Genomic DNA, 15,743 nt, shown 5'->3' on the forward strand with positions numbered 1-15,743 from the left:
TGATCCTAACGATAGTTGGTGAACTGAAGCGGCTGACCATAGTCCTGATTGCGCAAAAAGCCGATGACCTGCTGGAGGGCATCCTTCGAGGCGCTCGAGACGCGAAGTTTATCGGCCTCAATGGTGACCTTGACCTTGAGCTTCTGGTCCTTGATGTCTTTGTTGATCTTCTTGGCAGTCGCCTGGTCGATTCCCTCGACGATATGGCCGAGGAGACGGACGGAGCCACCGGAAGCCGCCTGGGGATCATCCCACTTGACCGCCTTGACGTCGACGCCGCGCTTAATGAGCTTGCCCGAAAGCACATCGATGATCTGTCGAGCGACGAAATCCGCAGGTGCGTTGAGCGTAAAGAGCTTGTCGGCCTTGGAAAGCTCGATCGTGGCACCCGAATCCTTCAGATCGTAGCGCTGTGCAAGTTCGCGTGAGGTTTGCTGGAAGGCGTTGTCGACCTCCTGCATATTAACTTCGGAAACGACGTCGAAGCTGGAATCTTTTGCCATGGTGCGGCTCCTTATCTCATGCGCCCGTTCGGGCGGGGTTACTGCGACTCGCTGGAAGAACTGCCATCGGAAACGGTGATGCCCGCCTCTTTAGCCTCCGCTGCGGTCATGTCTGGCGTGCCGTCTCCATCGCTGTCGATGACCTTCTCGTCGGATTCATCCGTTTGGGGAGCGGTGATGGACACCTTCCCGACACCGGACACCTTGGTATCGTAGCGGACTTTCTCCCCGTTCTTGTAAACGGCAACGTCGCTCGGGGAATCCGTGGTGATGTCGATCTGGCTGGATACGGTGAACTCCTGCTCAAAGGGGCCAACGACCTGCTTGCCGAGGACGATCTTGCCATCGAGCTTGACTTCGACCCAGGCAACCGTGCCCTTTTCCTTGAGCGCGACCTTCACGACCGTCTCCGTGGGCTCGCTACTCGCGGAATCTTTGCCATCTGTCATGTCGCCGCCTTCTGAGTCCTGAGAGGCGCCCGCCTTGGAATCAGAAGAGGACGTGTCCTCAGTGCCGTCGTCTTGACCCGTATCGACCTGGGAGGTGCTCGGCGCACTCGAACCCGCCTTCGCATCTTCCTTGGGCGTGCACCCACGTAGGAGAAGAGTCACGCAAAGAACGATCAAGACCAGCAGGATGGTACCAGCAGCCAAGAGGATGCGTGGATCGAATGAAGGCTGGGGGGCGCGGTGCGGAGCGCCACCGGAACGCGGAGGCCTTCCGCCCCCACGCGCCCCATTCCCTCGACGGGGATCGCCATACGAATCGGAACGATTGCGTTGCTGACCATATGCCGCCCTGCGCGGATCGCGCGGGTCGCCGGCATATCGCGGGCGGCGACCGCCACGCGGTTCCATCTCATCGGACGAACGGACTCCGGGCCCGTAGGCACCCTCCCTTCCATTCGTGCGAGAACGAAGCGAGGGGTCATATCCCCTATCCGGTGAGGGACGGCGGCTGGTGGCCGGTCGCAACCGTGAAGAGGACAGGGGTTCATGCGATGAATTGGCCTCGGACACATACCCCGCTTGCGGCGGTCGCTGTGCAAAACGCGATGTCGTCGTCGAGTTGACCATCATATACCTGCCCGATGCGTTCGAGCTACGCGGGCTGGCATCTGCGGCGGCATCCTGGAAACGTCCCACGCTCCCACCACCGTGCTCATACTCATGAAGCGCATCGAAATACGCCTCGATGACGTCACGCGGGTTGAGACCGAGATAACGGGCATAGCTCGAGATCATCCCCTGGGCATACCCGCGCGGGGGCATGGCGGCGAAATTCTCCGTTTCGAAGTACTCTATGATCTGCGGACGAATTTTTACGATATTGGAGACCTGCTGGATTGAGGCGCCCATCTGACGACGGCGCTCTAGAAGCATGTCGCCGAAATGACGGCTCATTTACATCCCTCCAAAAATCTCATCTTCGCTCAAGGGTTCCTCGACGGCGCGAAGAGCCGCAAGCCCCTCCTCGTCGTAAAGGACCTCGCGCGGCTTAGACCCATCGGGTGGTCCGACGATGCCCTTCTCTTCAAGCATATCCATGATGCGCCCAGCACGGGCATATCCTACTTTGAGACGACGCTGCAGACCGGAGGTCGAGCCGAGCTGGGTCTCGACGACGATCTGTGCCGCATCCCATAGCAGGGGGTCATCTTCGCTCGGGGCCTCGTTATAAAATCCTCCCCCGCCGCCGGACATCGTCGCCGGGGCGACTGCAGAGAGGATCTCCTCGTGATAGTCGGGCGCGCCCTGCTCCTTGACGAATTCGACGACACTGTTGATCTCATCGTCCGATACGAAGCAGCCTTGGATACGCTTGGGCTTGCCCCAATCAACCTTGGAGAACAACATATCGCCGTAACCGGTGAGCTTTTCGGCACCCATCTGGTCGATGATGACGCGACTGTCGATTCCCGTCGCGACATTGAACGCGATGCGATTCGTGATGTTCGCCTTGATGAGGCCCGTCACGACGTTGGAGCTGGGGCGCTGCGTGGCGACGATGAGGTGGATACCCGCCGCGCGTCCGAGCTGGGCGATGCGGACAATCGAAGCCTCGACGTCCTTGCCAGCCACCATCATGAGATCGGAGAGCTCGTCGATGATGATGACGAGATAAGGCATCTTGGCAGGCGGATTGTCGTAATGCTCGAATGCTCCCGCCGCTTGCTTCTCATTGAACGTCGAGATCTTGCGGACCCCCAGGCGCTCAAACACCTTGAGGCGCCGCTCCATTTCGGACACCGCCCACTGCAGGGCGCTCGCCGCCTGCTTGGGCTCCGTCACGACGGGAACATACAGGTGCGGCAACCCATTGTAGCCGGATAGCTCCACGCGCTTAGGATCGACCATGATCAGGCGCACATCCTCGGGCAAGCTACGCATGAGCAGGGCCATGATAATGGAGTTGATCATCACGGACTTACCAGAGCCCGTGGTACCCGCGATGAGCAGATGGGGCATCTTGGCGAGGTCGGCCACGATGGGCTGGCCCTCGGCATCTCTACCGATCGCGAGCTCGAGCGGACCACCCTGGACGTAAGGCAGTACGTCGCCGAGGTTGACGTTTTGCCGTTTCGCGTTGGGAATTTCGATGCCCACGAGCGAGGTGCCGGGAATCGGGGCGAAGATGCGGACCGATTGGGCGGCGAGCGACAGCGCGATATCGTCCTCGAGATTGGAGATACGGCTCACGCGTTCTCCCTCACCGGGCTGCACCTTGAAGGTGGTGACAGTAGGGCCCGATATCCAACCGACAACGCGGGAATGAAGGCCGAACTCGTTGAGGGTGGACTGCAAGGAGTTGGCAGTCTGCTCAAGTTCCCCCTCAGACGAAGCGGAAGATGCGGAATGAGGATTATGGCGCAGCATGCTGAGCGGAGGCAGCTGCAACTCTCCCTCTGCCGTGGCGGTATCGTCCGAGGCGTCACGCACGGTAGACATGGCGGCCTGCTTTGGGCTGTCAGCAGAAGCGTTGGCGTTCCTGAGGAACTCGGGAATTGCCGGCCCCTTCGGAGTATCCGCCGCATCGAACGGCGGGATTTCGGGATCGACGGCGTCGGAGGCATCATCGGCTGCGGCGTCCGGTTCGCAGTCCCGCTTCTCATCGATGAGCGTGTCACGAACGGGAATGAGCGTCGTTTTGGCCTGCTCTGCGGCGACCTGCTCACTCACATCGACGAAGGGGTCTTCATCAACCTCGTCATCGACGGGCGGGCGAAGCACACTCGTCTCGCGCGCGCCCAAGAACGTGGTCTCGGCAGTATCGAGATCATCGAAAAGCGTTTGTTGATCGGCTGCAGCACCACCGCGGGAGGAAGGCATGCGACGCTGGGCCTGGGCGTGCTCGGCGTCCTCGCCCCACGGCATGTCATTCACATCCACACGACGGCGCTCGGCGAGTCTCCGCGCACGGTCTGCGGCCATCTCGAAAAAGGAACTCACGGAGAACCCAATTATCACAAGGCCGACGATGACGAGGCCGACCAGGACCACCATCGAAATCGTCTTGCCGAGCGCGGCTTGAAGCGCGCTGGCGATGAATGCACCTAGATAGCCACCGGACGTAATAAGCGCGGCGGTCTCGAACATGCCGGCGGTTGCGTAATCGGTTCCAGGAACCATAAGCGAAAGCATGGAAAGCACACAGACGAACATAAGCCCGCCGCCGGCGAGCGTTCGCACATTCAGCGGGGTCTTCTCACGCAAGAATAGACCGCCGGCGAACATGAGGAGTACAAACGGCAGCACATAGGCACCAAGGCCGAAGCCGAGGTGGTAAAAACTGGCTATTGCATGCGAGACGGGTGCCGAAGAGGGCGAGACGACGGCGATGAAGGATACGACGGCGACGACCGCGAGCACGATCCCCGTGATATCGCGACCGACGGATGAATCCATCAACGGCTCGAAGGCGGGCTCTTGCACGGCCGCCTTCGAACCATTCGCGCGAAGATTGCGCGACGGTTGCTTGGCACCGGCGCGCTTGCCCGCGGCACCTCCCTTTTTGTTCGTGGCTGCGTTTGCGCGAGGCAACCTACACCTCCATGACGACCGGAATGATCATCGGCCGCGTGCGATTGTTGTTCCAGATGAAATTGGATAACGCGTCGCGGACAGCCTTGCGGATGGCATCCGTGCCCGAACTGGAGAAGTTGAACGAACCCTTCTCGATCGCGCGCTGGATGGCGGCGGAGGCGTCGGCGGAGAACTGGTCATCGATGGGGAACGAGACACCGCGTCCAGAGAACTCGAGATCGCCGATCTTCTTGCGCTTCATGTCGACCATGGCGACGACCGTGACCATACCATCGCTTGCCAGCTTCTGGCGATCGCGCAGGACGATGGGGTCGGTGTCGCCGATGCGGAGTCCATCGACGTACACGACGCCGGACTCGACGGCGCGCCCGCGCTTGACACGGCCGTCGCGCATCTCGAGCGTGTCGCCGTTATCGACGACGAAGATGTTCTTGGACGGAATGCCCATCTTCTCTCCGAGGGCGGCATGCGCGCGCAGGTGCACGGCCTCACCGTGCACGGGCATGAAGAAGGTGGGCTTGGTGAGGGCCAGCATGAGCTTAAGCTCCTCCTGGCTCGCATGGCCCGAGACGTGCACCAGCGCACGGCTCTTGTCGTACACGTCGCAACCGAGCTTTGCGAGGCTGTTGACGACCTGTTGAACGGCCTTCTCATTGCCGGGGACAGGCGTTGCGGAGATGATCACCGTATCGCCCTCATGGATGGAGAGCGTCTTGTGCTCGCCGTTGGCCATGCGGGAAAGCGCCGAGAGCGGCTCGCCCTGGGAGCCGGTGCACATGACCACGATCTTATCCTCGGGCAGACCATTGATGTCGAAAGCATCGACAAGGTCGTGCTCGTCAACGTTTAGGTACCCGAGCTCACGGGCGACACGCGTGTTCGTGAGCATGGAGCGACCCGTGACCACGATCTTGCGGTTGCACTTCTTGGCGGCGTTGCAAATCTGCTGCAGACGATGGATATGGCTCGAGAAGGACGCGACAAACACACGTCCCTTGGCGTTCTTGATGATATGCAGCAGCGAGGGACCGACCTCCGCCTCGGATTTGGTGAAACCAGGGACCGTGGCGTTGGTGGAGTCGGACAGCAACAGATCGACGCCCTGCTTACCAAAGCGGGCGATGGCGCCATAGTCGGGCGTCACACCGTCGATGGGCGTCTGGTCGAGCTTGAAGTCTCCCGTATGCACCACGGTGCCCGCCGGCGTCTTGAGAAACACGCCGAGCGCGCCGGGAATGGAGTGCGTCGTTGAGAAGAACTCGATCGAGAAACAGCCGAGGTTGACATGGCTGCCGCCCTTGACCTCACGGAACTTGGGCGCGCGGATGCGAAACTCGGAGAGCTTTCCCTCGATGAAGCCGAGCGTGAGCTTGCTCGAGAAGATGGGGACCTTGGTGTTGAGGTCCTGGAGAAGATACGGCAGGGCACCGGTATGGTCCTCGTGGCCGTGCGTGACGATGATGCCACGCAGCTTGTGCTCGTTCTCGAGTACATAGGTGTAGTCGGGCAGGACCAGGTCGATACCGGGCTGATTGTCGTCGGGGAACATGAGGCCCGCGTCGATAAGAACCATGTCCTCACCGCACTCGAAGGCGGTCATGTTCTTGCCAATACCGTCAAGGCCGCCCAGGGGAATGACCTTGAGCGCGGCAGAAGAGGTCTTCTTGTTGTTTGCCATAAGCGAATTGTTTCCTTTCGTTTGAGCTTCATACAAAAACGATGGGGCGCACCCATCGTACTGGTCGAAATAACCAACGTCGGTTCGAGAGGTCCGGCGCATTCCGTTTTATTGTAACGGGCTTGCAACGGCAGGACAAAAGTCCACCAAAAGAACTACGCCCCTCCCGGTCCGGGGCAAATCATCCCGTGCTCGAACAGTCCTGGCTCGCACGAAGGGTCCACAGGACCCTTCGGCTCGTGCGGAACTGCGCGCGGGATGGTAAGCCCCGGACCGGGAGGGATATCGAAAAGGCTTCACCTCAATCATCACATCAAATCGCAATTGATTGAGAGTGAATTGCCAGAGCTCCGCCCTCGCACCTATCGTTCCGCGCGCAGTTCGCGCAAGCGCTGTTTGAGCACGGAATGATAGGTACGAGGGCGGAGCGACGGGATCAGACCCAGCTAATCGCTACTTGCGGGCCATCTCGCCGATGTTGGCGATGCCGGCAAAGACCGATTCAAAGCGGTTGAGGAGGCGCAGGCGGTTTGCACGCAAGGCCTCATCCTCATCCATGACCATAACTTCGTCGAAGAACGCATCGATAGGCTCGCGCAGGGCCGCAAGAGCGGCGATTACCGCAGTGAAGTCCTTGGCGGACCGTGCCACATCGACGTTGGCCTGGGCGGCATCCGTGGCCTCGAGCAAGACTCTCTCAGCATCGCCCATCAGCGCGGAATCGACCTCGCTGCCAAGCACGGCATCGGCAAGATGGGCGGCGCGGGCATAGGCGGTGGCGAGGTTGTCAAACGCCTCGCGATCGTTGGCACGGGCGTCCTCAAGGGCGTGGGCGAGCTGGAAGTACTGCGCAGGCACAGTGACGCTGCCAGCGGAAACGGCGGCGACGGTATCGGCGGAGATCTTCTCATCGCGGACCATCTGCTCCATGCGACCCTTAATGAAGGCGCACACGGAAGCTTCCACCTCGTCCTTGTCGAATGCAAGTCCCTGCTCCAAGTACCCATCGAGCGCAGCATCGACAATCGCCTCGTAGCCACAGCCCAAACGATCACGAAGGATGTTCAGCACGCCGATTGCGGAACGACGAAGCGCGAAGGGGTCCTTGGAGCCGGTGGGCGGCTCGCCAATGGCGAACATGCCCGCGATGGTGTCGAGCTTGTCGGCCACGGCGACAACGCATCCGGCGATACCTTCGGGCAGCTCGTCTCCGGCAAAACGCGGACGGTAATGATCGCGAATCGCAGCGGCGACAGCAGGCTCCTCACCCGCGGCGGTGGCGTAGTACCCGCCCATCACGCCCTGCTGGCTCGTGAACTCGACAACAGCCGAGGAGACCAGGTCGGCTTTAGCGAGATGAGCGGCACGCTGGGCATCGGAGGCGGCATGCGCGCCCAAATGCGCCTCGTTGGCGATGGCGAGCGCCAGGTCCTCCATACGGTCGGACTTTTGCAGGACCGTACCGAGCTTCTTTTGGAAACCAACGTTTGCCAGGCGAGCACGGAACTCCTCAAGATCGATTTTGAGGTCCTCGTCGTAGAAGAACTTTGCATCGTACAGACGGGCGCGCACCACACGCTCGTTGCCGTCGACAACCGTTTCACTCACGGCCGGATCGGCATTCGAGACGACCACAAAAGCGCGGGTGAGCTTACCCTCCGCATCGTAGGTGGGGAAATAACGCTGGTTGGAGAGCATAGACTCGCAGATGATCTCGGAGGGCACGGCGAGGAACTCCTCGTCGAAATGGCCAACCAGAACCGTGGGCCACTCGCAGAAGTTCACAACCTCATCGAAGATTTTCGTGGGCGTGTCCACACGCACGCCGAGCTCGTCCTCGACACGAGCGATACCAGCGCGGATGACCTCCTCACGGCGCTCGGCCGAGAGCACATGCGCCGCCTCGAGAACCTGCTCGTAGGACGCGGCGCTGGAAACAACGTGCTCACCAGGCGACAAAACGCGATGACCGCGCGTGGTGGAGCCGCTCTTCACGTCGGCAAAGGAGACGGGCACGACCTCCTCTCCGAACAGGCAGCAGATCCAACGCACCGGACGCACGAACGTGGCATGCTCGCTCCCCCACCGCTGGCTACGGTAGTTAGGCCACTGAATGGCAGGGATGAGATCCTCGCACACGCGGGTAAGAATCGGAACAGCGGGCTCGGAAGGCGTGTTCTGCTCAGCGAAGACGTACTCGGTGCCGTCTGCGTCCTCGCGGCGGACGAGCTCCGCGGCGGTCATGCCATTCTTGCGGGCAAAACCCTCGGCCGCCTTGGTGGGATTTCCCTCGGCGTCGAATGCGATCTTTGCGGAAGGCCCGCGGAGAACGGAGTGAATCTCCTCCGTCGCCTCGGCGACGTCTAACACCAATGCAGCGAGACGACGCGGCGAAGAAATGATGCGAACGTCACCATGGGCCAGTCCAGCATCGTCCAGACCCTTGGAAATCAGGGTTTTGAGTTGCTTGACGGCGTTGTTGAGCGGAGCGGAGGGCATCTCTTCGACGCCAAGCTCGAACAGGAAATCACGGGTACCGGCCATTTACGCCACCTCCCCCTTCTGATTGGAAGCCTCGACGGCGGCATCACCGGCGACCTCGACGAGATACGACTCACAACACGCCTTGGCAAGCGTACGCACACGCAGGATATAGGCTGCGCGCTCAGTTGCCGAAAGCGCACCGCGTGCATCGAGGATGTTGAAGCTGTGCGAGCATTTCATGACGCAGTCGTACGCAGGCAGCGGAAGCTTGGCATCGAGGCAGCTGTGGCACTCGGCCTCGAAATCATCGAACTTCTGACGCATCATCTCGATGTTTGCAATCTCAAAGTTGTACGCGGAGAACTCGCGCTCGTTCTCGAGGAAAACGTCACCGTAGGTCATGGGCGTACCATCGGGCAGGTAGCTCCACACAAGGTCGTACACGCTTGTGACGCCCTGCGCGTACATGGCGATACGCTCGAGACCGTAGGTGATCTCGACGGGCACCGGATCGCACTCAATGCCGCCAACCTGCTGGAAGTACGTGAACTGCGTGACCTCCATGCCATCGAGCCAGACCTCCCAGCCCAGACCCCAGGCACCGAGCGTCGGGCTCTCCCAGTCATCCTCGACGAAGCGCACGTCATGCTCGGCAGGGTCGAGACCGATGGCGGTGAGGGAATCGAGATACAGCTCCTGGGAGTTCTCGGGGCTCGGCTTGATGAGCACCTGGAACTGGTAATAGTGCTGCATACGGTTGGGATTCTCGCCGTAACGGCCATCGGCGGGGCGGCGGCAGGGCTGCGGATAGCAGGCACGCCAGGGCTGCTTACCCAAGCTGCGCAGGAGGGTTGCGGTATGGAAGGTACCGGCACCGACCTCGGAGTCATAGGGCTGCATGACGGTGCAGCCGTGGCCGGCCCAATAGGCCTCGAGCTTGAGGATCATGTCCTGGAACGTCAACGCATTCGGATTCATCTTGGCGTTGCTCCCCTTCAATCGTACGGTCAAACAAGTGATTATTTTAGCAGGATTACCGGATATGGCGTGCCACCTGCGACGCATCCCCGATACGTGCTACAAGGTTCCAATTCGGTCAATCGGCCAATAGCGGAAGAAGGCGATGCCAATGAGGTTCTCCTTAGGCACGGGACCGAAGTAGCGCGAATCGGCGGAATTCTCCCGGTTATCACCCATGACCCAAATGTAGCCATCCGGAACGGTATAGGGAAAACTCACCTCGACGCCAGGCGCCTGGGTCACGAGCTCATAACTCGACCCCTGGGCATAGGGCTCATCAAGCGGAGATCCATCGATGTAGACGACGCCATCGATCAGGTCGACGGTCTGTCCACTCTGCGCAATCACGCGCTTAACGAGAATATCGTGCTCGGTGCCGGCAACCGGATTCTCGAATACGACGATCTGGCCGTCCTCGACGTCGTGCCCCATGTTCAGCGTGACCTTTTGCGCGAAGATGGTATCGCCCACCTGTATGGTGGGCTCCATCGACCCAGTTGGAACGGTAAACGGGGACAAAACGAAGGTGCGAATGAGGGCGAACACCGCGAAGGCGATGAGAAAGACGCCAACCCATTCGGCGATGGTCGAGAATATGCCGCGACGTTCAGACATTAAGCCTCCCCTGCCTTGGAGCCATGGAAACGTGTGATGAGCTCAGTGGCGAGCACGCGCTCGCCATTTGTAAGGCGTGCGGATTCGATCAGGTCGGGACGCCACCGGCACGTGCGCTCGAGGGCGCTTGCGCGGCGCCAGGCATCAACCTTGGCATGGTCGCCTGAAAGCAGCACCTCGGGCACGGCGTTACCGTTGAAGTCGGCGGGACGCGTGTACTGGGCATACTCGAGAAGGCCGCCATCTTCGCAGGTGGAAAATGATTCATCGACGCTTCCCATGTCATTGCCGAGGGCGCCCGGCAAAAGACGGATGATGGCGTCACTCACCACAAGCGCGGGAAGCTCGCCGCCCGTAAGGACGTAATCGCCAATCGAAAGACGCTCATCGGCCAGGGCGTAAGCACGCTCGTCCATGCCCTCATAGCGACCGCATACGAACAAGATGCGCTCGACGCTTGAGAGACGCTCTGCGACATGCTGGGTGAACGGCACGCCGCAGGGCGTGAAAAATACCACGCACGGACGGACATCACCGCGAGAAGAGATGTCGGTGATGGCGTCGTGAAGCGGCTCGACCTTCATGAGCATGCCAGCACCTCCGCCAAAGGGCGCATCGTCAACAGTGCGGTGACGATCGTGCGTCCAATCGCGCAGGTCGTAGCTCTTGAAGTCGAAAAGGCCACGAGCACGAGCGCGTCCCATAATCGAGGTGGACATATAGGGTTCGAAAAGCTCGGGAAAGACCGAGAGGGTCTCGATGAGCATGAGCACTCCCCTCGTGATTTACAGGTCGAGCAAACCGTCCATAACGCGAACAGAAATGGGGCCCTCCACCGGAATCGTGCTGACCACATCATCGATGACGGGAATCAGGACCTCGCCATGATCGGGGCCCTCAACGACCCAGACGTCATTCGCGGGCGTCTCCATGACTTCGGCGATATGCCCGAGCGAACCATGGCGCTCGTCAACGACCAATCGGCCAACGAGATCTTCGAATGCGGCGTCAAGCGGACCGAGTTCGAAATCGGAACAGCTGGCGAGGACGTAGCAACCGGCAATACCCTCGGCGGCATCCAGGTCATGCGCGCAAGAAAAGAGCACGCGGCCGCCATCTGCCGTCTCGGACACCGCTTCCACGGTCGAGATTCGCTCCCGCTTGAGGGCGGGGGGCGTCAGATGGACGCGCATCCCTTCGCTGAGTAAAAAGGGAAGGCCTCGCAGCGGAGCCACGAGAACCTCCCCCTTGGTGCCATGTGGACGAACCACACGGGCTATGTTCTTATACGAGGCCGGCACGACGTTAGCCCATGACCTCGACCTCGACAGAAGTGTCGAGTCGAGCGGCGAGGGCACGCGCGAGCGTGCGGATGGCCTTGATGGTGCGACCGTGACGTCCAATCACCTTGGCGACATCGCCCTCGGCGACGGTCACCTCAATGGTGGAGGAACTTGCACCGTCGATGACCTCGAGACTCACACCGTCAGCATCATCGACGATGTTGACGACCAGATACTCGACCAGATCGGCGATGCGATCGGAGACGAGCTCCTCGCCCTCATCGAACTCGACGGTCTCGTCATCGAAGGTCTCGGAGATCAGATCCTCGGACACCGTTACTCCTCGGTGGCCTCAGCGGCGGCAGCAGCCTCTTCCTCGGCCTTACGAGCAGCCTCCTCGGCCTCCTTGGCAAGCTGCTTCTTGGACTTCTTGGGGGCTGCAGCGGCCTTCTCACCCTCGTTGGCGGCCTTCACCAGAGCGGCGACGGCGTCGGTGAGCTGAGCGCCCTTGGACTGCCAGTCGGCGATCTTCTCAAGGTCGAGGGAGATGGTCTTGGGGGTGGTCATGGGGTTGTAACGGCCAACCTCCTCGATGGGGCGACCATCGCGACGGGTGCGGGAATCGGCGACGACGACGCGGTAGTACGGACGCTTCTTGGAACCATGACGAGCGAGGCGGATCTTGACAGCCATGCAAACTCCTTCTTCTGCGCAGCTTCTCGCTGCATTCCTTACCAGGACAAATACTTTCGCCCAACGACTTGACGGGAAGCATTTGAGACCGGCTTCGTGCAGATAAGTCGCAAGCAATCCAGTATCTTATCTAAGATTTGCGGGAATGCAAGGGTGGAATCTTGCTTTCACGCAGCGTACATCCCGTGTTTTGGCTATACTCATCGTATGAGCAATATCGAACATACATACGGTTCTTTTGAAAACGACGTGTCCTTTGGAAACGCGCCCCTTTGGCATGGCAACGACGAAGCCCTCGATTCTGCGGCGTTTTCTGATGTGCTCTTTGGCACGTGGAGTGGCCCCGCCATCGGGCTTTTGGACCTCGATGCGTTCTTCGCGAGCGTGGAGCAGCTCGATCATCCCGAATGGCGCGGCAAGCCGGTTATCGTGGGTGGCAGCCCCGAGAAACGCGGCGTGGTCTCCACCTGCTCGTATGAGGCACGTACGTACGGCGTCCATTCCGCCATGTCCTCGGCGCAGGCAACGCGCCTCTGCCCCGATGCCATTTGGACGCCAGGGCATTTCGCGCGTTATCGCGAGATGAGTACGCAGGTCATGGCGATTTTGGCAGACGAGACTCCCTACGTGGAACAAGTGTCCATCGACGAGGCATTTTTCGACATCTCGCCTGGACGTTTTACCCGCGAAAGCCCAATAGCCATCGCCCGTCGGATTTCTGACCGTGTGGCGGAGCTGGGAATCACCTGCTCAATTGGCCTGGGCCGTAATAAGACAGTGGCAAAAATCGCCAGCGAGCGCGAAAAGCCACGCGGTCTCACCGTGGTGCTTCCCGGCACCGAGGAAGGCTTCTTGGCACCACTGCCCGTCCGAGCCATGAGCGGCATCGGCAAGGCTGCGGAAAGTGCCCTTCATAAAGTGAGCATCCGTACACTCGGGCAGCTCGCTGGAGCCTCGAATACGCTTCTCTCCCCCATCTTCGGCGTCAATGCCGAGCTGGTGCGTCTACGCGCTGCTGGACGGGAAGTGAGCGAAGTCTCCGCTATCGATGCGCCCGAGGACGTGAAGTCGGTGAGCAACGAGCGGACGTTCTCTCGGGACCTCACGGATGTAACAGACGTGAAGGCGGCGATCCACCTGCTCTCCGAATCCGTAGGGCGAAGGTTGCGCCGTAAGAACCTCGCGGGCCGAACCGTCACACTCAAGCTCAAGTACTCCTTCGGCGAGGGGCGGACGATTCAGCGCAAGCTCACCCATGCGACCGACGACGAGAACGTGTTCGGAGCCGTTGCCTGCGAACTGCTTGAGAGTATCTGGAGCGTGGGCACGCACGTGCGCCTAGCCGGTGTAGGCGTGAGTGACTTCGGCATCGACGGTGCCGGTATCCAGACCGATTTGTTTTGCGAGGTTGACGAGCGGGGCGCCATGGCGAGCGACAAGCGCGATCTGGCTGTGACGCTCGACGCTGTGCGTGAGAAATTCGGTACCGATGCTGTCAGCTTCGGCCGCGCCACCCGCTTCAACGGCGACCTCGTCGACCCTGCCAAGTTCCTCAACCAAAACAAACCGACCGACTAGCCGGCATGGTGCAAGTGGGGTACGTCCCCAATTGCACCGCACGGCCGGAGGGCTCTACAGCTCGACGACGGGAGCATCGCCCCAGAGCTTTTCCAAGCGATAGTACTCGCGTGCCTCAGGCGTAAAGGAATGCACGATAACCGAGCCGTAGTCCATGAGGATCCAATTGCGCTCCTCGCGCCCCTCAATGGAGAACGGATGCTCGCCGCAAGCTTTGGCAACTTGCTCCTCGACCTCATCGACGATCGCATCGACCATACGCGTATTACTGCCGGTGGCAATCACGAAGTAATCGCACACGTCGGACAGCTCGGTAAGATCGATGATGCAGATGTCCTCGGCACCCTTGAAGGAGGCGGCGTCAGCCGCAGCGCGAGCGACCTCGATCGCGGGCACGCCAGAAGAGGAAAGCGAGGCGGAGGAGCGATCAACGGAGGCAGGACCCTCCCCATCCTCAACGGGCTTGGCGTTCAAGCCGGCGGCATACTCAAGAAGCTGGGCATCGGTCATATCAGACATTGAATACCTTTCATGTTTAAAGCGTGCCAAGGGATACGTCCCCACATGACACACGGGCGCTATCTCGAACGTTTCACTGCGTACGCATTATAGATGTCAATTGCGGTTGGGTACAGATAGCGACCTGTGGAGATAACATACACAAGCCCCTGGGCGAACGTTTGGAAGAACAGTTCTTCCAGTGGCGCTGACCCCACCATAGCGCGCAGACGCTCGGCATAATCGCCACGTCTACCCGGTTCGATCGCATCGGCAATGAACACGACCATATCGAGCGGGGTCATGTCGATCGCCCCTACCGTATGACGGGCGACCGCCTGGCACACCTCGGGAGCGATGCCTTCAAAGATATGCGGCAGCTCGTGGGCGGCGACGGGCCCATGCAACAGGCCGACCGCGCGCGTGGGAGATCCGGTCACCTTGACGCCGTATTGGGCGGCCCGGGCAAGCAGCTCATGATCATCCAGCACCTTGTCCCAATCATGCGTAAGCCCGGCAAATGCGGCATGGTATTCGTCCACTTCGTAGGCACGAGCGAGGTCCACGGCCGTACGGGCAACGCCGAGCGAATGCTGATAACGCCGAGGCTTTTCCTTCATTCGAACCTCGAGTATGTTGCGAACGCGCTCGAGCTCGGCGGTCTGATCATGCACCATGGCCATTGCCGCTCCCCTCCTGTACGTACAGATCGTTCTTGCGAATATACCCCATCACGGACTCACTCGTCAGATAGCGGACGCTCTTTCCCGAGGCCACGAGCTCGCGAATGTTCGAGGAGCTGATGGCGAGCGCGGGAATCTCGATGTAACGAACGTCGAAATCGATGCCCGAGGCGGCGATGCGCGACTTAGCGGTCTCGATGTCGTACCCCGGGCGGGTCGCAGCGATCAAAGTCGCGAGTGAGGCGAGACGGTCGGCATCGTGCCATGCCAGAATGTCGATGATGGCGTCGGCTCCGGTAATAAAATACAGCTCGACGTTATCTGGATAGTGCCGGCGAAGCTCACTCAAGGTGTCGACGGTGTACGTGACGCCCGGACGGTCGATCTCGAAGCGGCTCGCGTAGAACGCGGCGTTGGCCGCCGTCGCCAGGACCGTCATGGCGTAACGGTCCTCGGGGTCACTCACACGCTTGTCCTGCTTGAACGCCGGCGAACCAGCAGGCATAAACAGGACAAGGTCCAAGTCAAGCGCCTCGCGAGCCTGCTCGGCGGTCACCAGGTGCCCGTAGTGTATGGGGTCGAACGTGCCGCCCATGATGCCGAGGCGATAGATTCGTTTGGAATCTGAGCCAAGCGAGGGCAGCAAGCGGCTGGGAGTCTCCATC

The 15,743-nt window shown here is 60.4% G+C and carries 15 protein-coding genes; 1 reads left to right on the plus strand and 14 read right to left on the minus strand.

All coding sequences use genetic code 11. The annotated features are described in order from the left end of the window. Positions 1–5: 5 nt before the first annotated feature. The 11 genes from DWV48_RS05810 to rpsP form a co-directional block, all read right to left on the minus strand. On the minus strand, positions 6–503 hold the full coding sequence (locus DWV48_RS05810; RefSeq protein ID WP_118653886.1) for a YajQ family cyclic di-GMP-binding protein: 498 nt from the start codon (positions 501–503) through the stop codon (positions 6–8). 38 nt (positions 504–541) lie between these two features. Further along, positions 542–1,906 (minus strand): RodZ family helix-turn-helix domain-containing protein, encoded by a 1,365-nt coding sequence (locus DWV48_RS05815; RefSeq protein ID WP_118653887.1) that lies wholly within the window; start codon positions 1,904–1,906, stop codon positions 542–544. Further along, positions 1,907–4,408, minus strand: a complete 2,502-nt coding sequence (locus DWV48_RS05820; RefSeq protein WP_118653939.1) for a DNA translocase FtsK — start codon at positions 4,406–4,408, stop codon at positions 1,907–1,909. Positions 4,409–4,544: 136 nt separating this feature from the next. Beyond that, positions 4,545–6,224, minus strand: coding sequence for a ribonuclease J (locus tag DWV48_RS05825; RefSeq protein WP_118653888.1), 1,680 nt, complete (start codon positions 6,222–6,224; stop codon positions 4,545–4,547). Between the two features lie 453 nt (positions 6,225–6,677). Beyond that, on the minus strand, positions 6,678–8,768 hold the full coding sequence (gene glyS / locus DWV48_RS05830; protein WP_118653889.1) for a glycine--tRNA ligase subunit beta: 2,091 nt from the start codon (positions 8,766–8,768) through the stop codon (positions 6,678–6,680). Continuing rightward, positions 8,769–9,686, minus strand: a complete 918-nt coding sequence (locus DWV48_RS05835) for a glycine--tRNA ligase subunit alpha (protein WP_118653890.1) — start codon at positions 9,684–9,686, stop codon at positions 8,769–8,771. It abuts the gene before it with no gap. Positions 9,687–9,785: 99 nt separating this feature from the next. Further along, positions 9,786–10,343, minus strand: a complete 558-nt coding sequence (gene lepB, locus DWV48_RS05840; protein WP_118653891.1) for a signal peptidase I — start codon at positions 10,341–10,343, stop codon at positions 9,786–9,788. After that, positions 10,343–11,110 carry a tRNA (guanosine(37)-N1)-methyltransferase TrmD gene (trmD, locus tag DWV48_RS05845; RefSeq protein WP_118653892.1) on the minus strand — a complete coding sequence of 256 codons (768 nt, stop codon included), beginning with the start codon at positions 11,108–11,110 and terminating at the stop codon, positions 10,343–10,345. The genes lepB and trmD overlap by 1 nt, the downstream gene beginning before the upstream one ends. 18 nt (positions 11,111–11,128) lie before the next feature. Then, the gene (locus DWV48_RS05850) at positions 11,129–11,701 is read right to left on the minus strand and encodes a ribosome maturation factor RimM (protein ID WP_369834837.1); all 573 of its coding nucleotides are present in this window, start codon (positions 11,699–11,701) and stop codon (positions 11,129–11,131) included. Further along, positions 11,649–11,960 (minus strand): KH domain-containing protein, encoded by a 312-nt coding sequence (locus tag DWV48_RS05855; protein WP_199588907.1) that lies wholly within the window; start codon positions 11,958–11,960, stop codon positions 11,649–11,651. The genes DWV48_RS05850 and DWV48_RS05855 overlap by 53 nt, the downstream gene beginning before the upstream one ends. 2 nt (positions 11,961–11,962) lie before the next feature. Next, positions 11,963–12,319, minus strand: a complete 357-nt coding sequence (gene rpsP / locus DWV48_RS05860) for a 30S ribosomal protein S16 (protein WP_006721173.1) — start codon at positions 12,317–12,319, stop codon at positions 11,963–11,965. 249 nt (positions 12,320–12,568) lie between these two features. Between rpsP and dinB the strand changes: the two genes are divergently transcribed. After that, positions 12,569–13,897: a DNA polymerase IV gene (gene dinB / locus DWV48_RS05865; RefSeq protein ID WP_233546191.1), complete on the plus strand. Its 1,329-nt coding sequence runs from the start codon at positions 12,569–12,571 to the stop codon at positions 13,895–13,897. 54 nt (positions 13,898–13,951) lie between these two features. On the opposite strand, the gene rsfS is transcribed toward dinB, so the two are convergent. The 3 genes from rsfS to nadD are packed head-to-tail and all read right to left on the minus strand — an operon-like array spanning position 13,952 to position 15,742. Further along, a complete protein-coding gene (gene rsfS / locus DWV48_RS05870) occupies positions 13,952–14,416 on the minus strand; it encodes a ribosome silencing factor (RefSeq protein ID WP_118653895.1) in 465 nt (154 codons plus the stop codon). Between the two features lie 59 nt (positions 14,417–14,475). After that, on the minus strand, positions 14,476–15,078 hold the full coding sequence (yqeK, locus tag DWV48_RS05875; protein ID WP_118653896.1) for a bis(5'-nucleosyl)-tetraphosphatase (symmetrical) YqeK: 603 nt from the start codon (positions 15,076–15,078) through the stop codon (positions 14,476–14,478). Then, positions 15,062–15,742: a nicotinate-nucleotide adenylyltransferase gene (gene nadD / locus DWV48_RS05880; protein ID WP_118653897.1), complete on the minus strand. Its 681-nt coding sequence runs from the start codon at positions 15,740–15,742 to the stop codon at positions 15,062–15,064. Before nadD ends, yqeK begins: the two co-directional genes overlap by 17 nt. Position 15,743 lies beyond the last annotated feature (1 nt).

Source organism: Collinsella sp. AF08-23, from assembly GCF_003479805.1.
In the GTDB taxonomy this organism is placed as follows: Bacteria; Actinomycetota; Coriobacteriia; order Coriobacteriales; family Coriobacteriaceae; genus Collinsella.